The sequence below is a fragment of the Capsulimonas sp. genome (assembly GCF_039929585.1).
Classification (GTDB): domain Bacteria; phylum Armatimonadota; class Armatimonadia; order Armatimonadales; family Capsulimonadaceae; genus Capsulimonas.
Window position 1 is genome coordinate 1 of record NZ_JBDSQY010000153.1, and the last position, 22,356, is coordinate 22,356.

Annotated in this window: 10 protein-coding genes; all 10 read left to right on the top strand. The window is 60.2% G+C overall.

The annotated features are described in order from the left end of the window. Positions 1-317 (top strand): substrate-binding domain-containing protein (locus ABIZ35_RS10665; RefSeq protein WP_348219881.1); only part of this gene is annotated, 317 nt, incomplete at its 5' end. Between the two features lie 87 nt (positions 318-404). Next, complete coding sequence (locus tag ABIZ35_RS10670; RefSeq protein WP_348219882.1) at positions 405-1,211, top strand: DUF1559 domain-containing protein; 807 nt, start codon at positions 405-407, stop codon at positions 1,209-1,211. Positions 1,212-1,240: 29 nt separating this feature from the next. Continuing rightward, on the top strand, positions 1,241-2,866 hold the full coding sequence (locus ABIZ35_RS10675) for a hypothetical protein (protein ID WP_348219883.1): 1,626 nt from the start codon (positions 1,241-1,243) through the stop codon (positions 2,864-2,866). Between the two features lie 41 nt (positions 2,867-2,907). Then, positions 2,908-6,234 carry a glycoside hydrolase domain-containing protein gene (locus ABIZ35_RS10680; RefSeq protein WP_348219884.1) on the top strand — a complete coding sequence of 1,109 codons (3,327 nt, stop codon included), beginning with the start codon at positions 2,908-2,910 and terminating at the stop codon, positions 6,232-6,234. 42 nt (positions 6,235-6,276) lie between these two features. Beyond that, positions 6,277-8,376 carry a PA14 domain-containing protein gene (locus ABIZ35_RS10685; protein WP_348219885.1) on the top strand — a complete coding sequence of 700 codons (2,100 nt, stop codon included), beginning with the start codon at positions 6,277-6,279 and terminating at the stop codon, positions 8,374-8,376. Between the two features lie 36 nt (positions 8,377-8,412). Beyond that, positions 8,413-12,213, top strand: a complete 3,801-nt coding sequence (locus ABIZ35_RS10690) for an Ig domain-containing protein (protein ID WP_348219886.1) — start codon at positions 8,413-8,415, stop codon at positions 12,211-12,213. Between the two features lie 213 nt (positions 12,214-12,426). Next, complete coding sequence (locus ABIZ35_RS10695; protein ID WP_348219887.1) at positions 12,427-15,828, top strand: putative Ig domain-containing protein; 3,402 nt, start codon at positions 12,427-12,429, stop codon at positions 15,826-15,828. Positions 15,829-16,070: 242 nt separating this feature from the next. After that, positions 16,071-18,098, top strand: coding sequence for a DUF5696 domain-containing protein (locus ABIZ35_RS10700; RefSeq protein WP_348219888.1), 2,028 nt, complete (start codon positions 16,071-16,073; stop codon positions 18,096-18,098). Positions 18,099-18,111: 13 nt separating this feature from the next. Continuing rightward, on the top strand, positions 18,112-20,115 hold the full coding sequence (locus tag ABIZ35_RS10705; protein ID WP_348219889.1) for a sodium:solute symporter: 2,004 nt from the start codon (positions 18,112-18,114) through the stop codon (positions 20,113-20,115). Between the two features lie 40 nt (positions 20,116-20,155). Continuing rightward, positions 20,156-22,356: GH116 family glycosyl hydrolase (locus ABIZ35_RS10710; protein WP_348219890.1), on the top strand; the 2,201-nt coding region annotated here is incomplete at its 3' end.

A 22,356-nucleotide genomic window follows, 5' to 3' on the forward strand; every position in this document is an offset into this window, starting at 1 on the left:
GCTCTGGCTGGAAGACGTTGGGATACACCGCGCTGATCGCTCAGAACGACAATGCGGCGGTGGGCGCCATTGAAGCGATCCGGGAAGCGGGTCTGCGCGTTCCAGAAGACATCAGCGTGGTGGGTTATGACGGCAACGAGACGTACGATTATTTCACTCCTCGCCTGACCACCGTGCAGGTTCCCATCCAGGAGATCGGCGCCACAGCGGCGCGAATGCTCATCGCAAACGTCCGGCGGCGGGGACACACGGCGGATCGGGCGACCGTCCCGGCTCGCTTGAGGCTTGGGGCCTCCACGGGACCGCCGCCCATCTAACAAATTTGATTTTCTTGATCAACAGCGGCGTTTATTCTCTCATAGGTTCATGTCGATTAATATTCACTCGCAATAGGAGATGTCCAAATGAAGTTACAGCCAAATCGATCCGCTAGTCGAACTCACACACAAGGGTTTACACTCATTGAGTTGCTCGTCGTGATCGCGATTATCGCAATACTTGCCGCCATTCTTTTCCCCGTCTTCGCCAAAGCCCGGGAGAAGGCTCGTCAAACCACCTGCACCAGCAACATGCGGCAGATCGGACTCGGAATGGTGCAGTATGTCCAGGACTATGATGAGCTGTATCCGCCCGTAATTCTGGGCGGCAACATCTGGTCCGGCTGCGACGCCGCGAACCCCACGGCGTGCACCAGCTGGGCGCGCGTCATCATGCCGTACATCAAGTCGGACAAAGTCTTTATTTGCCCTTCAGAAACCGTGAATGCAACCATTAACGACGACTTCCGGAACGTCGGCAATCCTGGCGGCGATGTGCTGAAGTCGTATATTCCGGTCATGCAGTTTCGTGATGAGAACACAGCCTCCCAGTCGGGCGTCATGAACGATTATGATAAAGGGACCAGCCTGGCGTCGATCGATCAACCTTCGAATACGATCTGGCTGACGGAAGCTGGACCAAATGTGAACGATCAGGGCGTGCCCTGGGATAATCCCGCGCGCAACATCGGCGGAACCGGCGTTTATCTTGGCATCCCCGTGATCGACCGCGCCCTTTACCTTCCCGGGGGATCAAAAAAGAACTGCATCGCGCACAATCACACTGATGGAACCGTGTGGGCGTTTGCCGATGGTCACGCCAAATGGATCAAGATCCAAAATACAGTCAACAGCGATCTCAGCAAAGACCTCTGGGTCCGCGAGAAAGCTTAGCACAAAGCCCGATGAAGGTAAAGAAACTGATGCGAGCTCGGATGATCGGATTGTTTGGGATGTGGACGGCGATTGCCATTCATACCGGCGCCGGCTGCGCGGCGTCTCCCGCCAGCGATTTGAAAATTCGCCTGGGTGACACCGGGCTCGCATCGCTTCAATATCACGGCGAGGATCTTCTGTCCGACGGCGCGCTCGGCGTGCAGCATGTCACATTCAGCGGCGTCGGCGGACAGAGTTCAGACGGTGATCTTAAAGTCATTGCCAGCACAGTGAATGCGCAAAGCCATAAGGTCAAGCGAACGTACTCGTGGGGCGCGGTGAGCTGCGTTTACGCCGTTCAAGGAGATCGCTTGAACCTGACGATCGGCGTACAGAACACATCCGACTCGACAGTCAGCAGCATTGCGATCCAGCCACTGGAGCTGAAATTCCCACAGGCGCCGCAGGGCTGGGTTCCGAACTATGTTTATCTGGGGGCGAACCAGGGCGCGCCGACGGTCGAATACGCCAATTACGGATCGGGAGCGCTTGCGGTCTGCAATGATGATGTTGTGCGTCCGCTCGCCGTGGGCTTTCCGGGGCGTGAGAGCCTGACCGTTCGTCCGATTTTGGTGGCAACATCAAGCGCCGGACAGCTGTCATCGCGTTTCGATCCCGTACTCAAGCGGCCTATCGCGTCGCATAGCTATGATAAGTACAGCATTTCTCTACGCTTTGGATCTGCCTCCTCCACAGAGGAGACACTGTCCGGTGATCTTTTGAAGAAGTTTGCAGCGAAATATCCGCCGACACTGCGCTGGAAGGACCGTCGATCAATTGGGACGCTGCATCTTTCCACCAGCGAGCCTGACCATCATTCCGTGACTAACCCACGCGGCTGGTTTCTGGACCCCACGATGGATGTCAAGACGCCCGCTGGGAAAGAAGCGCTGCGCAAGCGGCTGCTGGAGTACGCCGACAACAGCATCAAAGTCCTGAAGAAGATGAACGCACAGGGGATGATCACCTGGGACATTGAAGGCCAGGAGTACCCTCACGCAACCAGTTATATTGGCGACCCGCGCATCGTCAAGGAGATGGCGCCGGAGATGGACGCCATGGCCGATGCGTACTTCAAAAAGTTTCACGACGCGGGACTGCGCACCGGCGTCTGCGTCCGCCCGCAGCAGCTCAGCCACACGCCGGCGAAGACGGAGCAGCAGGACGTAGCGGATCCAGCCAAGATCGTCGCCCTGCTTTACGACAAGATCGCCTATGCGAACAAGCGCTGGGGATGCACGCTGTTCTATGTGGATTCCAACGGCGATCCGGGCGTCCCGTTCGATGTCACGATTTTTCAGCGCCTTGCCGCTAAGCTGGCCCAGAACAAGATCGACGCGCTGATCATGCCGGAGCATCAGAACACGCGTTACTATGGCTGCGCTGCGCCTTACGATGAGCTAGCGCAAAATGTCACTTCGACGCCTGAACTGGTGCGCGCTGTTTACCCAGGAGCGTTCAGCGTGATTTATGCGCCCGACGGACCTCTGGAAAAGGATCACGACCAGTTGGTCGCCGCCGTCAAGCGCGGGGATATCCTGCTGTTCCGCGGGTGGTGGGACGATCCACAGAACCCACAAATCCTCAAGATCTATCAGGACGCAGGGCGTTAATTCTCAGCAAATATCAGAGTGAAGTTGTAAGAAAGAGCCCGATGCAGCGAACCAATTCGACCATTTTTTTCTGCCTGTCCTCACTGTTGGCGTTCGCGGCGTCCCGTGTTGCCTCGGCCGCCGTGGCCGACGGCTACAAGGCTCCCGAAATTGCGCTTCCTTATGCCTGGACAAAGCCGACCATGGACGGCGTTGTGCATGAAGACGAATGGCGCTGCGCAGAGAGCGTCAACGTGCTCCAGACGCCGGACCACGCGCTCAGTACACGTCCGACGCGCTTCTGGATGACGTGGGACGAAAACAATATTTATGTGGCGATGCGATCGCCGCTGCGTCCCGGCGAACGGCTGATGCAGGCGCTGCGCGATCCGAGCAAGGATGTGAATGTCGTCGGCGATGACTCCTACGAGTTCTGGCTCGACGCCGGCACGCAAAGCCCGGACAATCAGCCGGCCTTCTTTCAATATCTTGGAAACTTCGCCGGCGGACGGTGGGATGTGATGCAGGAGCCCGCCGCCGGAAACTCTCGCCCAAGCTGGACCGCGCATTGGAACCCAAAGAACCATCTGACCGTCGGCTCCGATGGGATTCGTTACTGGGACATGGAGATGGCGATCCCGCGCGCCAGCGTCTATCTCAACCATCCGCTCAAAGACGGGGATTCCTTCACCGCTCTCATCTCGCGAAACTTCAAGCGTCCCTGGGAGCAGAACTCCATCCCCGGAACCGGCAGCTTCTCCGTGCCTGACACTTACGCCCGATACAAGCTGATAAAGCAGGCGCCCGCGATCCATTTCCTGTCGGCGGGGAACGAGCAATCAAAAACGCTTGGCTTGCAGCTCGCGGCGTGGGGGAAACAGAACCAGACCCTACACTGGCGCTTCGACAGCGACAGCGGCGTTCACAAAGAAGGCGACATTGCTGTGAAAGCTGGGCAGGAGGCGTCTCTCGCTCCCATGCTGGATTTGGACAAGCCCGGCGACGGCGCGTTTCGTATCCGGGTCACGAGCGCCGATGGAGCCCAGACCTACTTGGACTGGAGCGGCCACCGTCAATGGGGAACGGACGAAGCGCTGACCCAGACGCTTGATGACAAGGGCGACAAAGTCGATCTCACGCTGGGCTACAACCCCGCCCGCGACTATGTCCGCGTCACGGGAGACTTCATCGACTACGACGATCGCGCTAAGATCACGCGCGCCCATGTCGCCGTGCGGGACAGCAAGAACAAGACGCTCGCCGAGAAAGACGTTCACTTAGATTCTCTGAACTACGTCCGCGATCTCGTCCATCTGCCGAATGTCGCCGCCGGAGATTATACAACTCAGCTGACAGCATATGACAGCGCGAATAACATTTTGTTCACGCGGGAAAGCAAGTTCACGAAGAAAGACCCGGCGTCGTTCCCCTGGTGGAATACGAAGCTTGGGAATATCGAAAAGGTCATTGCGCCCTGGACTCCCGTGAAGTATCAGGCAGGCAAGTTCGGCGTTTGGGGCCGTACGATGACAGTCGGCGCCGCCGGCCTGCCCCGGCAAATCACAGCGCAGGGGCACGATCTGCTGGCGGGCGATGCTTACCTCGCCGCTGATTTCGGGACGGGAGCTTCGGTCAAGGCGAGCGCGCCAATGCTCACGACAATGTCGTCGGCGCCGCATCGCGTTGTCGTCCGCGCCGCCGATCTGCTGGGAAAGATCTCTGTCTCCAGCAAGGTCACCACCGAGTTCGACGGCATGTACAAGGTCGAGATGACACTGACGCCGCATGGCTCCGTGAATGTCAGTTCGATGAAGCTGGTCGTACCGCTGCACAACGAAGCCGCCGATTACATCCATGCAGGCGGGGAGGGGATCCGTTACGGCTTCGACGATCGGTTCCTGCCGCACGGCAAGAACGGCGTGCTCTGGGATTCGCGGCGCGTGGACGGTCAGCCGATGCAGGTCGGCTCCTTTATTCCCTATCTCTGGATCGGAAATACCGAACGCGGCGTCTGCTGGTTCGCGGACAGCGACCAGGGCTGGGTTCCGAGCAATACGAAGCCGGCAATTGAGATCCAGCGGAACTCGCCGCGCAGCACGGACTTGGTGCTGAATTTGATCGGTGAGAAGTTTACGCTGAATGCGCCGCGCACCATCACCTTCGCGTTCCAAGCCACTCCCGTGAAACCGATGCCTGCGCACTGGCGCATGGATACCTGGTGGACCGGCGACTCGTTCAAAGATTGGGCGCAGGTCGAATCGCAGGGCAAGGCGGGCGCGATGGGGCTGATCTTTAGCTCGCTCCCGTTCCCGCTCGATCCCGCCAAAAGCCGCGAGATGGTCGAGGCGCGTCACAAGGAAACCAACGCTGGCACCTTTGGCTTCGCGAGGTATCGCGCCAATGCCGTCCCGTATTTCGAACATATCAATATGGGCGAGCAGTTTGTCCCAGAGCTGACCTATTTCAATGAAGAGTGGCGTACGCGTGTCAGCAAGGGGCTGTCGTACGGCAAAACGCTTCAGGATTTCATGATCTACAAGCTCAGTCACTGGGCCAAGGACGCCGACATCGACGGCTTCTATGTGGACAACGTTTACCCCATTGCCGACGACAATATCGACGCCGCCCATGGGTACTTGCTGCCGGACGGCCGGGTGCAGCCCGCCTATCAGATGTTCGACACACGGCGTTATTTCCTGCGAATGCGCGCCGCCTTCGCGGAGCAGGGCAAGAGCGGCAAGATCGTGCTGCATATGACCAACCATCTGATCGCGCCCTGGATGGGCGCGGCGGATATCGCGCTGGACGGCGAGCATCACGTGATCTACCCAGAGATGGGCAAGGACTTCATGGACTTCTGGTCGCAGGAGCGCCTGCGCATGGACCACCCGGAGCAGTGGGGCTCCCCCGTCAACTTCCTTCAGGAGTACCAGGGCAATTGGGATCATGACAAGCTCAAGAAGGCGATGCGCGCTTACACCGGCATGCTTTTAGTGAACGATGTCCTGGCCTCCGCCAATCCAAACGGTCTGAACCAAGAAGCATGGATCGCCCGCGATCACTTTGGTATGGAGGCGGGCGATGTGAAGTTCCACGGATACTGGGACAAGACGGGCGGCCTGCAATCCACGACGCCGAATATCTACGTCTCCGGCTGGACCCGGCCCGGCAAGGCGCTGATCGTCATCGCCAATACGGGCGACAAAACAGACGCCGTTCTCAATATCGACGCCAAGTCGCTCGGTCTTCCGGCGGCTTCGCATTGGCGCGTGTCAGACGCCGAGACGGGAACGCCTCTCTCGGCAAATTCGGATGGACAGGTGACGCTTTCAATTGAGCGTCACGACTATCGGCAAATCGCGATCGAGACAGACACCCCACATTTGTAAAATGTGGGGCGAATGCGCCCCATTTCTGAAAGGATCGAAGCAATGCATCTCTCTCAAGACAGAGCAAGAACGACCCGCAGAAAAATACGCGATGGTTTTGTTACCATTGCAATCATTGTCTTCGCCGCTGGTCACGCCTCCGCACAGGGTCTGTCCGTCACTTATGGCAATCAAGGGATCGCGACCCTGGCGTACAACGGCGTGACGCTTGCCGATACGAACGCCAACGGGCAGGACGCCTTTACGGTTTACGAATATGAGCGCAAGGCGGCGAACGGTACTGTTACGGACAAGTACAGTTGGGACGGCGGCTACACCACGAGCTGGAATTCGACGACGAAAACACTGACCCTCACTTATGATTGGGGAACCGTGAAGTGCGTCTACACGCAGCCGACCTCCACGCGTCTGAACATGAGCGTGACCGTGACCAACACCACGGCGGGCGACACGATCAACGGCGTCAATGTTTTCCCACTGTACGTTCGTTTCCCAAACTATCCTGTGGGCTACGACGCCAACACGCCGCATGTGGGATATACGTCCGATGGTCCCAACGTTCAAGTCGCGGATTACGGCACGGGATCGCTTGCGCTGAGCAGTGACGACGTCACAAAGAATCTCTATAGCGGTTTCTATACTATCTCACCCGATACGGCGAATTACAAGCGCTACGAGATTTGGACGGGGACGATGCCGCGTCCGAACCAGCCGCCGAACTATCCGGTCTTCAATCGACCCATCGCACATGGCGCTTCAGATACGTTCAATGTCTCCCTGCGCTTTGGCGCCACGGGATCGACGGGAGTAGCGCTTGCGCCGGATGTTTACTCTAACTTTCGCGCTTCGTGGCCGTCGCAGGTGACCTGGCCGGACCATCGGTCTATTGGCGCGATCTTTTTGGCGACCAGCCAGACGCATCCCGTCACCAACCCGCGTGGCTGGTTCTTGAACGATCCTTATGTGGATATTACGACGCCGGCGGGCGTTTCGAACCTTCAGCAGCGACTGCTTCAGGTCGCCGACAACAGCATCCCGATCCTGCAAAGCATGAATTCGCAGGGCGTGATCATCTGGGATGTTGAGGGGCAGGAATTCTCGCATCCGATTAGCTATGTTGGCGATCCTACGCAGCTCAGTGTCCGGGCGCCGGAGATGGATTCGATTGCCGACGCCTTCTTCCAGAAGTTCCGGACGGCGGGCCTGCGTGTCGGCGTCTGCGTTCGTCCGCAGCAATTGGTGACCAGCCCGTCGCCGCAGCAGAACGAAGTCGCGAACCCCGCCACGCAGATCATCAACAAGATCAACTACGCCAAGCAGCGCTGGGGATGCTCGATCTTCTATGTCGACTCGAACGGCGACACCAATGCGCCCTACGACGCCTCCATCTTCAAGCAAGTGGCCGACGCCGAACCGGGCGTGCTGATCATTCCCGAACACGCCAATCCCAAGTACTACGCCTACACCGTCCCATATGGCGCACTGACCAACGGCGCGACCGGCGACCCATTGGCGGCGATCTGGACCTACCCGACGGCGTTCAGCGCGATTTACACCGCTGACGGTGACCTAACGGGCCAGCATGGCGCGCTCGTCAACTCCGTCAAACGCGGCGACATGCTGATGTACCGTGGCTGGTGGAGCGATCCGCAGAACTCTCAAGTGCAGAGCATCTACACCGACGCCGCGATCGGGACGGGCCTGAAAGCGCAGTACTACAACGATCCGACGGGCGGCGCGACATCGTTCACCACACTGGCGCTGACGCGCAAGGATGCGGCGGTTAACTTCAACTGGGCATCGGGAGCGTCGCCGGGAACGGGCGTCAATAGCTCGTATTTTTCGACCAAGTGGACGGGTTACCTCACTCCGCCCTTTACGGATTCCTATCAAATCCACGTCACGTCCGACGACGGCGCGCGGCTTTACGTGAATGGACAATTGCTGGTGGACAACTGGGGGCCGCATGCCCCGCAGGACAACTTTGGCGTCATCAGTCTTCTGGCCGGTCAGAAGTACGCCATTGAACTGCAATACCGTCAGTTCGCGGGCGGCGCGGCGGCGAAGCTGGAGTGGCTCGACAACAGCGGGTCTCTGGCGCGGCAGGTCATTCCCGCCGCCGCTCTGACGCCGGCTCCGTAGCAGATCGAGAACGAATCGATATTTCAAGGAGATGAAATGACACGCAATCATCACGAAGAAAGTCAATCCCAATGGCGTGATTTCGCGGCGACATGCCGCGCACGCGCCGTACGTCTCATCACGCCTTTCGCTCTTGCCCTGGGCGTGGCCGCCATTGCCGGCGGCCCGCTCCATGCCGCGACTTACTATGTCAGCCCCTCGGGCAGCGACACGAATGCGGGAACGTCCACGGGCGCGCCGTGGAGAACGGCCGCGAAGGTCAACTCGACTACTTTTAGCGCGGGCGACTCTATTTTGTTCCAGCGCGGCGGCGAGTGGCGTGAGTCGCTGAACCCGACGGGCGGCGACGGAACGGCCGGCAGCCACATCACCTTCGCCGACTACGGCTCCGGCGCCAAGCCGAAGTTCTGGGGCAGCGACCCCGTCGCGAACTCCGGCTGGACCAATACGAGCGGCACGATCTACACGCATCCGTACACATCATATGTCGGCGCGGTGTATGTCAACCATGTCGCGCTGGTTCCGGCGAACCCGAACGCCAACCAGCCCGTCGAGAGCATCCCCAATTCGTTTTCGTGGGACGGCAACACGCTCAAGATCAGTGTGTCCAGCAACCCGAATACGGACGGCAAGACCTACACGGTCGCAAGCCGCCAGGACGTCATTTGCAACGGCAATGCCCAGTCTTATAATCTGCACAGCCACCTGACGTTCACCAATGTCGTCGCCGACGAATCGGGCGATTTGAACGGCGGGTACGGCGTACGCATCATGAACGGGAGCGACATTGTACTGAACGGCGTCGAATCCTATCGCTGCGGCAAGCACAACTTCGGCTGCATCAACGCAACGCAGGTAATCCACAACAACTGCTACGCCGCCTATCCGATGCCCAACCAGGACGCCTACGGGGGTTACACCGCATATGTGTCTTATGGCGACAGCAGCACGGGCTTGAACGGGCAAACGTCCGAGTATCACTACTGCGTCGGCGACTATATGGACAACACATACCATACCAGCTCCTACGTGGATACGGGATACGAGTTCTTCACCACGCATGGCGCGAATGTCGGCTCCGTGTGGCTCGATCACTGCTCAGCCTTGAGCACAGCGGCGGGCGGCCCCGGCGCGCACTGGACGATCAGCAACTCGGAGTCCGCGCAGGCGGGGCATCCGGCGACGATCACGATCACCGGCGGCTTTCTCCAAAACAATCAGCTCTACATGCAGGGCACGGGATTGACCGTGGACGGTCTGCACATGCAGGGGCCGGGCGCGACGTCGAGCAATGACGCCACCTCGACCATCGACATGGAGTGTTCGAATTCCACCGTTCAGAACATGCTGATGGACAAGACCAACGTCGGCTACTGGCTCTATTCGGCGGCAGTCCAGAACAATGGCGCAAACAACGTCATTCGGTTCAATACGTTTGTCAACGATCCGAACTCCGGCAATGCGATCCTCAAGAATATTGGCGCCAATCTGAGCTTTTACGGCAACATCCTGGTGGACTCGGGCAACTGGCTGAGCGACAACGCGCCGGCGTCTTCGTCGTACAATCTGATCGCCACGACGGCAAGTACCGTAGGCTTCACGAATGCGAGCGCCGGCGACTATTCGCTGACGTCTTCCTCGGCCGCAGTCAACGCCGTACCGACCACGGTCGCGCATCCCAGCACGGATATCAACGGATCGGCTCGCCCGCAGGGCGCCGCGCTGGACGAAGGCGCTTATGAGTACGGCGGCTCCGGCCCCGTCACGCCCATCATCACCTCCGGCGCTACGGCCTCGGGAACGGTGGGCGTCGCATTCTCCTATCAGATCGTCGCCAGCAACAGCCCGACAACTTACTCAGCTTCCGGACTGCCGGGCGGCCTGTCCATCAATGCTGCAAGCGGCCTGATTTCCGGAACGCCTACGGCATCGGGAACCTCCACGGTCACACTCGGCGCGACCAACGGCGCCGGTACGGGCAATAAGACGCTGACGATCACGATCAGCGCCGGCGCGCCCTCGGCGCCAGTCATCAGCAGCGCCTCGACGGCGTCGGGAACGATCAGCACGGCGTTCTCTTACCAGATCACGGCGAGTAATTCTCCGACAAGCTACAGCGCATCAGGTCTGCCGACAGGCGTGACTGTCAACACGAGCACGGGCCTGATCTCGGGAACGCCGACGGTCTCGGGAACGTTCACCGTTACCCTCGGGGCGACCAACTCGGGCGGGACGGGCAACCTCACGCTGACGATCACCATCAGCGCGACGGGCGCCACGCCATATAACGTGAACGCCATCTATACCACCGGCACGACGTTCTCGACCGGCGGCTTGGACAGCTACGGCAACGCCTATGTGTCGAGCGAACTTGGTTCGTCCGCCACCTACAATAGCAGCACCTTCTCCTTCGCCCCCGCCAACGTGCTCGATGGCTGGAGCAGCACGACGGTGAATCTGCCGGCGGGCAGCTACACCACGCTGAACATGGTGGGCTGCTCCTCGGGCGGCATCGCGACCAACCAGACCTTCACCGTCACCTACACCGACAACACCACACAGGTGTTCACCCTCCAGATGAGCGACTGGACCAACGGTTCGGGCTACACCGGCGAGACCAGCGTCGTGACGATGGCGCATAGCGCCTCCAGCAATGGTACGCTTTTGACGCAGTCGCACTACCTCAAGGGCTATACGTTTACTCTGAACGGCAAATCCGTAAAGAGCATCACCCTGCCGAGCGCTCGTGGTGTCGTCGTTCTCGCCTTCGCAGCTGGCGGTGGCGGCAGCGGCCCCGTCGCACCCGTCATCAGCAGCGCCTCCACTGCCTCCGGAACAGTAGGGACTGCATTCTCCTATCAGATCGCGGCCAGCAATAGCCCGACGAGTTACAGCGCCACGGGACTTCCCGCTGGTCTTTCGCTCAATACAAGTTCCGGCCTGATCTCAGGAACGCCGACCACGGCGGCGACCTCCACAGTCACTCTCGGCGCGACCAATGCAGGAGGCACAGGAAACAAAACGCTGACACTCACGGTCAGCGCCGCCGCTCCCTCCGCCCCGGTGATTAGCAGCGCCGCCACGGCGTCGGGCACAGTCAGCACAGCGTTCTCTTATCAGATCACCGCCAGCAATTCTCCGACCAGCTACAGCGCGGCGGGCTTGCCCGCCGGTCTGTCGATCAATACGGGAACGGGATTGATCTCGGGAACGCCGACAGCTTCGGGAACGTCCACAGTGACGCTTGGCGCAACGAACGCCGGAGGGACGGGCAGCAAGACACTGACAATCACCGTAGCGGCCGCCACCGGCGCATCGCTGGTGGGGTCGCTCGGAACGCCGGCATCGACGGTCAACCTGACAACCGAAGGAACGCTGGACTGGGCGCACTGGGGCTCGGACGGTTCCGGCAGCTGGACGCACAAGAACGGCGGTAATCTGATCGCCAACTGGGGAGCCACCACCACGGTCTTTAGCTACCCAGGCAACGCGATCAGCTACCTCTGGAGCGACGGAAACAACTGGAACAACAACGCTCAGGCGACCGGTCTGTACTTCTCCGGTCAGAATGGCTATTTCAGCTTCACCGTTCCGGCGGACACCACCCAGCGCGTGCTGAAAGTATACGTGGGGACTAACTCCGCGAACGCAACGCTGAGCGCCCACCTGTCCGACAGCTCCGCGCCCGATTACTCTAACTCGTCGCTTGCCCAAAACAGCAACGGCGTCTACACCCTGACCTACAAAACCGCCAGCGCCGGACAGACGCTCACGGTCAAGTGGACCAACACCAGCGCGCTCGGCAGCATCACCGTGCAGTCGGCTTCGCTGCACTAGGGTTCACGCGTCGGACCGATCCCCGGATATAAAAACCGGGTCTGAGAAGCCTTCGGCTAAGCGTCCGTGCCGGACGCACAAAATAGGCTGTTGTCGAAAAGCTCATTTGTTTGTCCGGCACGGACAATTAGTCGCGAAGCGACTTCGCAGACCCGGATTTTATATCCGGGGACGTACTACCTGTCGGCGTCAAATTTAGGAGCGACGATTATCATGACAATGCAAAAAAGCCATCAACGATTCCCAATACTGCGGGCGTTTCCAATACTTCTCGCGTTCGTGCTGGCGCTCATCGGCTCCATGCAGATCGCCGCCAACGCCACCAAGATCATGTGCATCGGCGACTCGATTACCGCCGGCAACAACTCACCAAGCTACCGCTGGCCGCTCTTCCAGCGCTTCGCCTGGGGCGGTTACGCTTCCAATATCCAATTTGTCGGCCCCTACGCGGGCGGCACAAACACAGCCGACTCCGTGCCGAACCCCAACGACGGCGCCGTCGTCAACGGGCAGACCTTCCATTCGCACCATGCGGCGATCTGGGGCTCTAATTCGGCAGGTATTGCTAACGGATTCGCCCCGGGCGGCCCGACCACCGGCTACGCCCCCGACATCGCTATTATTCACCTGGGCACCAACGATTTCTACATCGACGGAAACGCCCAGGATTCGTACCAGCGAAGTTATCTGACCAATCCGCAGGTAACGACCGGCAGCTATTCGACGATTGTCTCAGAACTGCGCCAGGAGAATCCGCACGTCGTCATTCTGGTGTCGCAACTGATTCCGAGGGTGGGGGATCTGTGCGTCAGCCCGCAGATCAATGCGCTGATCCCGGCGTGGGCGGCGGCGAACACGACCGCAAACTCTCCCATCATTGTCGTGGACCAGTATGGCGGCTTCGACGCCTACCGAATGAACCAGCCCGACGGCACGCATCCGGCCACGGATGGCGAAGACTTCATGGCGCAGAACTATTTCAACGCCATGCTGCCGTACCTCCCGGCTCCGACTGGATCGTATCAGCCGGTCTTCACCACACCGCTCTACACCAGGGGCGTGGTCGGCAAACCGTTTTATTATGTTGTTGGGACCACGACGCCCGCGACGAGCATCACCGTAACCGGTCTTCCGGCGGGTCTGAGCTACAGCAGCGGGATCATCTCGGGTACACCCACTGCGGCGACTGCCCCCGCGCCGCCGCCGGGAGGAAACGCCGACAAAGTCAAGCCGGACCCGGTTACCCTGACCGCATCGAACAGCGCCGGAACGTACACGGAAACGATCAATCTCGCAGTCGCAGCATCGTATCCCAACGCCGCCTCGCCGGCTGCCATCCCCGGCACTATCTATCTGGACAACTACGATTCCGGCGGTCTCTGGGCGGGGTATCAATGCTACGATAACTCGTTGTCATACTTCCCGCCAAACTTTCCGAACTTCACATTCTCCGGCAATTGGAGCGGCCCTTATCGATATGATGATGTGGCGATCGCATCCATCAGCGACACGGCGACTAACGGTTATTGCCTCGTCTCTACAGGAGCGCAGCAATGGACGAATTATACGGTCAATGTCGCCACGAGCGGCGAGTATCAGATGCAGGTCCGGCAGGCGACGCCAGGCTCCGCGTCGTTCATCCATGCTCTCGTCGATGGCTACAACGTCAGCCTCGGCGCCAACATCGTCAATCAGTATATCCTGGCGTCCACGGGCAGTTGGAACACGTTCACTACGACGGCGGCTCCTTACAATGTCAACCTGGCGGCCGGCGCGCACACGATCCAGATCTGGCAGGACTCGGGCGGCGTCGATCTGAACTGGATGAGCTTCACGTCCCTTGGAGCGGGCTCGTTCCCAGTGCTGAGCGTCCCGTCCGTTCTGAGCGCGACCGTCGGTTCACCTTTCTCCCAGACGGTGACCGCCACCAACAGCCCAACCAGCTATAGCGTCCTCGGACCGGGCTGGCTGAAGATGAGCGGCAATGTGCTGACGGGGACGCCGCCGTCGGCGGCGACCTATCAAGCCACTTTGGTTGCTGCGAACGGCGGCGGCGTGGGAACCGAACCCATCACGATCAATGCGACCACGACCGGCAGCGGCGGCGGCGGTTCGTCGCCCGCGATCACCAGCGCAAGCTCGGCCTCGGGAACCGTGGGAACCACGTTCTCTTACCAAATCACGGCGTCGAACAGCCCGACGGGTTACGGCGCCTCCGGCCTGCCCGCCGGCCTTTCCGTCAACACCAGTACGGGCCTGATCTCGGGGACCCCCACGGCGTCCGGCGGCAGCAGCGCCACCGTCACCGCAACCAACGCGAGCGGCTCGGGCTCTCAAGCCGTTACGATCACAATCGCCGCGTCCGGCGGCTCGGGGAATGGTCTCACTGGCCAATATTACAACGACCCGACCAGCGGCGCGTCGCAGTTCACGACGCTTGTTCTGACACGGACCGATCCCACCGTCAATTTCAACTGGGCGCAGGGAACATCACCCGCCCCCGGCGTCAACGCAACCTACTTCTCTGCGAAGTGGACTGGACAGGTACAGCCGCTCTATTCCGAGTCCTACCAATTCCACATCACCTCCGACGATGGCGCTCGCCTGTATGTCAACGGTCAGCAGATCGTCAATAGCTGGGGGCCGCACGGGCCGCAGGACGACTACGGCGTCATCACGCTCACGGCGGGCCAGAAGTATAACATCGAGGTCGATTTCTATCAGGGCCTCTACGGCGGCGCCGAAGCAATCCTGGAATGGCAGAGTACCAGCCAGGCGCGTCAGGTCATCCCCTCCAGCTGTCTCTTCCCAAGCGCGGGATCTCCACCCGCCGCTCCGGTGATCAGCAGCGCCGCCACGGCTTCAGGGACTGTCGGCTCGGCGTTCAGTTACCAAATCGTCGCCAGTAACTCGCCCACGAGCTACAGCGCGTCGGGGCTGCCGACGGGCCTCTCGGTCAATACGACCACGGGCTTGATCTCCGGAACGCCGACTGCGGCGGCGACGTCTACAGTCACACTCGGCGCGACTAACGCCGGAGGCACAGGCAATAAGACGCTGACGATCACCGTCGCCGCCGGCTCTACGGGCGCGACGCTCACGGGATCGCTCGCGGCGCCTTCGAGCAGCATCAACCTCACCACAGAGGGAACGGTCGATTGGGCGCACTGGGGATCGGAAGGCTCGGGCAACTGGGACCATAAGAATGGGGCGAACCTGCTCGCCAACTGGGCGTGCACCGGTACGATCTTCACCTATGGCGGAAACGCGATTAGCTATCTATGGAGCGACGCCCTGAACTGGAACGGAACCGCACAGGCGACCGGCGTGTACTTCTCCGGCCAGGGCAATTACTTCTCATTCACCGCGCCTGCGGACACCACGACGCGCACCCTCAAGGTGTATGTCGGCGCCAACGGCGCAAATGGAACCTTGAACGCGCATCTGTCCGACAGCTCCGCGCCGGACTACACCAACGCAAGCGTCGCCCAAAACAGCAACGGCGTTTACACGCTCACCTACCGCGCGGCCAGCGCCGGTCAGACATTGACCGTGAAGTGGACCAATAACAGCGCCACCGGCAGCGTGACGATGCAGTCGGCGTCGCTTCATTAGCGTTGGTTTACATGCCCCCGGATATGAAATCCGGGTCTGTGAAGTCGCTTCGCGACTAATTGTCCGTGCCGGACAAACAAATAAGCTTTTCGACAACAGCCTATTTTGTGCGTCCGGCACGGACGCTTAGCCGAAGGCTTCCCAGACCCGGTTTTCATAACCGGGGAACGACTAATCATGTGGGGCTGGAACCTTCCTTCCAACCCAAACTTCGTTTCACACGACCATCCGAGGAGAAAGCTTTGCACACGATACAAGACGATTCATTGGGCGTTCACATCTATCAAGAAAACGGGGAAGTGCTGGCCGAAGTTTTGGACCTTGTCAGCGGCTCCGTTTGGGGACCGGCGCCTGCCTTCACGCTGGAGATTTACTCCATTCTTCTCCGCCGGACGGAAACTATGACGCAGCCCGAGGCGCGGATCGCGCAGGGGGATGACTGGATCGATGTGACGCTCGGCGTGGATAACCAATTTTTCAGCGCGTCGGCGACGGCGCGTTTTTCCATTGAGCGTGGAGAACTGGTGGTGGAGATCCCCACCGAGCGCATCCAGGAAGGCAGTCCGGAGACTTCTCTGCTCTGGGGGCTGCATGTGCTTCCGGGCCTGCTCAAGACGTCGCCGGAAACGCCCGGACATCTGGTGCTGCCTTACCGTGTCGGCGCGCTTTGCTACCCCGAGCGGCACAGCCGCCACGAGGAAAACTTTTTGATCTACGGCGAGCAGAGCCAGTGGGAGCTAATGCCGATGCTTCCCATGTGCGGCGCTGTGCACGCCAATGACGCCGCCGCAATGCTGCTGATCGCCGAGCAGGGCGACTGCGACGCCGAATGCCGGGTCGCGACCGACGGCGAGGGTGGTGGACAGGTCAGTTTCTCGATGCGCTATCGCTATACGCGGATCGATCCGGTCGATCCGATCGACCGTCGTTTGCGCTTCACGCCGCTGCACGGCGTGGACGCTGGATACGCCGGCATGGGACGCCGCCTGAATGCGCACGTTCTGGAAAAAACGGGACGGGCGCCGCTCGCGCAGCGCGCCGAGGAGAATCCGGATATCGCGTATGCCGCGAAATCCATGGTTCTCAAGATCATGCACGGATGCAAAGAGATCGGTCCGATCAGCGGCGATGGCCGTTTCCATCTCGCCACCACGTTCGCGCAAGCGGCGGAACAGCTTTCTCTCTTGAAACGCAGTGGGATCGAGCGCGTCATGGTCCAGCTGACCGGCTGGAATTTGGAGGGACACGATGGCTGCTGGCCGACCCGATTCCCGGTGGAGCCGGCGGTTGGAGGCGAGGAGGGCCTGCGTGCGCTGATCGCGCACGGTCAGTCACTGGGATTCCAGATGCAGGTGCACGACAATTATCTCGATCTGTATGAGCGCTCTTACTGGTTTGATCCCGAATTGTGTACCGGCGATGTCTACGGCGGTCCGCTGAAGCGCGGCTGCTGGGCCGGAGGGATCAACTACATCGGCTGGCCGCTTGCCTATCCCGAGGCCCTGCTGGGCGACCAGATGCGCGAAGTGCAGAAGCTCGGCCCGGCGGGCATCCACTATATCGACGGAATGGGCCTGCCGCTCGAAGTCTCGTACAACCGCGCGCACGGCGAGCGCCGCTACCGCCGGGCCTGCGCTGACGGCGTCGCACGAATCCTGCGGACCAGTCGCGATGTCTACGGCTCCACCGGAACGGAGAACGGCTATCTTTATTGCGCCGCTGAATGCGACTATATCGGTTCTCCCTTTTTGGACCTATTCGGAGAGCCCGTCAGCGAGATGATCGACCAGATGGTTCCGCTGTGGTTTATGGCGATGAAGGGGCATGTCTTCACGAACCTCCACGACACCTCCAACGCCGTTGTCGACAAGGGCGACCATTCCAAAATCACGGTCGCCCACCGGATGCTCAAGATGGCGGAGCTGGGTATTCTGCCGCGCAATGAAGGCGTCGCTATTTCCGGCGAGTGGGGCTACCCGCTCGAAGAAACTGTCGAAGCCATGCGTCTGGAGTACGATTTGATGGTCGGCCGTCTCTCGGAAACGATCATCGCGTCGCTCGTGGATCACCGGGTTCTTGCGGGCGATCCCAATAACAACGACCATATCACCTATTCCCGTTTCTCAAGCGGCGTCGAAACGATCTGCGACTACAAGCGTGGCCGATTGGAAATCAACGGACAGGATTATCCGCTGCCGACGGACTTCGTGAAGCGGCCTCCCGTGCCCCGCGGAAGCTGTTCGCCGTTGGTTGCAGGGGCTATCGTTTGAAGGGATCTGCGTTTTGAACTTAAGCTGGATCGATTGGACCATCGTGGTTGTCTCCCTGATCTTGATCCGCGCGGTCAGCTGGAGCACACGGTCGCTGATGCGCGGCGTCGCCGACTTTCTTTCGGCGAACCGTCTCGCCGGCCGGTATCTCCTCACAATCTCCGGCGAGGTCGGCGGTTTTGGCGTGATCTCCATGGTCGCCGGCTTTCAGGCCTTCACCTCGGCGGGGTTCCCCACGATGTGGTGGGGACTGATGTCTGCGCCGCTCGGGATTATCTTCGTGATGACCGGATGGGTGTATTATCGTCTGCGCGAGACGCGGGCGCTGACGGTGCCCCAGTTCTTTGAGATGCGCTACAGCCGCAAGTTCCGAATTCTAGCGGGAAGTCTGTGCTGGCTTTCGGGGATTATCAACTTCGGGATCTTTCCCGCCGTCGCCGCGCGGTTTTTGATCTACTTCTGCGGCCTGCCGGAGACGTTCGCCGTGATGGGGCTGCATATTGCGACCTATCCAGTGATCCTGGCGGTGGACTTAGGGCTGGCGCTGTTTTTTGTCAACGCCGGCGGGCAGGTCTCGGTCATGATTACCGAGTGCGCGCAGGGCATCATCGCGAGCTTCGCGTTTTTCGCCATCGCCGTGGCCGTGATCATCATGATTCCCTGGCATACCGAAGTGGCCGCGCTTCAACTCGCGCCCGCCAACGCCTCCATGCTGAACCCGTTTCACACAAGCGAGGTCAAGGACTTCAATGTCTGGTTCTATATGATTGGGATTTTCATCTCGGTTTATAGTTTTCAATCATGGCTGGGTACGCAGGGATTTATGACGTCGGCGCGCACGCCACATGAACAGCGCATGGGGAGCATTATCCGGGTTTGGCGATCGATGCCGCAGGACCTTATGCGGATGGTGCTGCCCTTGGCGGCGTTTACGGCGCTAAACTCGGCGCAGTTTGCCCCGCAAATGGCGGCCGTGCATGAAACGATCTCACACATCGGCAACAAAGCCGTGCAGAACGAAATGCTCGTTCCGGTGGCGCTGGCGCACATCCTGCCCGTCGGGATCAAGGGCCTGCTGGTGATGGTCGCTGTGTTTCTGTCGCTGACGTGTCACGACACTTATATGCACTCGTGGGGAAGCATCTTCGTACAGGATATCGTGATGCCGATCCGGCAAAAGGCGTTCACACCGCGCGAACATATTGCCTGGCTGCGCTGGTCGATCTTCGGCGTCGCCGTGTTTTCGTTCTTCTTCAGCCTGCTGTATGTCGAGTCGGACAAGATCTTCTTCTTCCAGGCGATCACCGGAACGATCTGGCTGGGCGGGGCGGGGGCGGTGATGATCGGCGGGCTTTACAGCCGGTTTGGAACCACAGCCGGCGCCTATTGCGCCATGGTGTCGGGCGCCGTGCTGGGAATTGCGGGTCTGGTAATCCCTAAGATGTGGGAGGCGCAGCATACGACTCCGTTCCCCATCAACGGACAGTGGCTAATGCTGATCGCCAGCCTGATCTCGATCGCGCTTTATGTCGGTGTTTCGATCGCGACGGGCGGCGCCAAGCGTCCCTTCAATCTGGAGAAGATGCTGCATCGGGGCGCCTACTCGGTGGACCCACCGCAGCCCCAAGCGGCCAAATCGGCGCTGCGCGGGCGGTGGCTGGAGATGCTGGGCGTCGGCAAGGAGTTCACCAAGGGCGACACGGCGCTGGCGATCCTGCTGACGGTATGGACCCTCGGCTGGTGGCTGGTGTTTCTGGTCGTCTGCACGATGCACTTTGTATTCCATGCGATTCCCGAAGCGTTCTGGCCTGCGTACTGGCGCGTCAATATTTACATCCTGGCGACAATCTGCGTCCCTTCGCTCATCTGGTTTACGATTGGCGGCGCGCTCGATATGCGCGCTTTGCTGACGGCGCTGAAGACCGCAGTGCGCGATCCCAACGACGATGGACGTGTGATCCACGAGCTTGATGACAGGCTCGATGCCGATCCGATCCTCGAAGCCGCCGTCAAATAAGCTTCTGCGTGAAATCAATACTCTTATCAAAGGTCGTTTTATGTCTCAGATCAATTCCAACCGTATGTCCCCCCACGTCTATCGAACGTTCGCGCCTCCGGCTCTGCTGCAAATCGCGATGCCGATGGGCGGCCTCGGCGCGGGATGCATTTGCCTGAACGGTTACGGCGGCTTGCAGGACTTCTCCGTGCGCAATCGCCCCGCGACCACGGCGCTGCCGGACAGCCACAGCGATCATGAAGCGGCCTTCGCGCTGGTGCATATCAAAGGCGAGAAGCCGCTCACGAAGCTGATCGAAGGGCCTTTTCCCAAGGAAAAACTCTACGATCAGGGCTTGCAGGGGCAGGGGTATCGGCATGGCGGCTATGAAGGCATGCCGCGTTTCGAGAACTGCGAGTTCGACGCCGCCTATCCGTTCGGAGTCGTCCGCCTGGAGGACCCCGCGCTGCCCCTGAAGGTGTGGGTGACCGGCTGGAGCCCGTTTGTCCCGCGCGATGATGTCTCCTCCGGCATGCCATGCGCCATGCTGGAGTACCGATTTGAGAACACAAGCGAGCGGGACGTCGAGTTTGAATTTTCCTATCATCTGACGCACTTAGCTGGCGACGAGACGCCGGGCAGTCTCGGGCGCTGGGTAAACGCCCGCACGTCCGTGCTGGCCGGCGACGGAGGCGCGCCGATGGGAGTGCGCTATTCCAGCGACTTGTCTGCGCAGGCGGCTAGTTATGGCGGCGCGGCGCTGTGCGCCGTCGGCTGGACGCCGCGCGTGAAGGCAATGTGGATGCGCGGGGGCTGGTTCGACGGTGTTTCAGCGCTGTGGCGGGAAGTTTCGACGGGCCAATTTACGGAAAACGCCGGCGATGAGCCGGTCTACGATATCGGCAGTCGTGTCGGAGGCTCGATCCTGGGTTCCGCGACTTTGAAGCCGGGCGAGAGGACGTCCTTTCCGATCGTGATCGCCTGGCATTTTCCCAACTCCGACCTGACTATCGGACAGCTCCCCGCCGCCGACTGCGGCGCAGACTGTGATTGTTCGGCGGCGCCGGCGCCAGGGCCGGCGTGGCGGCCATTCTATGCGGGCCAGTGGCGAGACGCCGAAACCGTCGCCCGATGCGCCGCCAATCAGTACGAAACGCTGCGCGCCCGCACGCTGGCGTTCCAGCATGCATTGTCGTCTTCGACACTGCCGTCGGATGTGATCGACGCCGTGACCTCGAACCTTGCTATTTTGAAGTCGCCGACGGTGCTGCGTCAGGAGAACGGCAACGTCTGGGGCTGGGAGGGATGCTTCACCGAGACCGGCTGCTGCTCCGGATCGTGCACGCATGTCTGGAACTACGCGCAGGCCATGCCGCACCTGTTTCCAAAATTGGAGCGCACGCTGCGCCATCAGGAGCTGGAACGGTCGATGGATGAGCAGGGGAATATTAACTTTCGCTCTGCTCTTCCAGATGGACCAACGATGCACGGGGGGCACGCTGCGGCGGACGGCCAGCTTGGCGGCATCTTAAAAATTTGCCGTGACTGGCATATCTCCGGCGACACGGCTTGGATGGAAGATCTCTATCCCCTAGCTAAGCGCAGTCTGGATTACTGCATCGCCACCTGGGATCCGGAACGGCGAGGAGGCTTGTTTGAACCTCATCACAATACTTATGACATCGAGTTTTGGGGGCCGGATGGGATGTGCGGCAGCATTTACGCGGGCGCTCTTTCGGCGATGGCCCAGATGGCGCGGCATTTAGGGCGCATGGGAGACGCCGATGCTTACGAGACGCTCGCTCGTCGCGCCGCACAGTTTCTCTCCACGGAGCTTTTCAACGGCGAGTACTATCAGCAGAAAGTACAGTGGGAGGGCCTGCGGGATACGTCGTTCGTGAAAAGCATCGCCGGTGTGAACGAGTCCAGCGATGCGATGAAACGTCTTCTTCAGGCCGAAGGACCGAAGTATCAATACGGTTCGGGATGCCTTTCGGACGGAGTGATCGGCGCATGGATGTCGACCATCTATGGGGTGGAGACACATATGGACCGCGAGCAGGTCCGCTCCACGCTGCGAGCGATCTTCCAGAATAACTTCAAAAGCGATCTCTCCGAACACATCTGTCTCCAGCGGCCCGGATATGCTCTGGGCCACGAGCCGGGCCTTGTCCTCTGCACGTGGCCGCGTGGCGGCAAGCCGACGCTGCCGTTTGTCTACAGCGACGAGGTATGGACGGGAATCGAGTATCAAGTCGCATC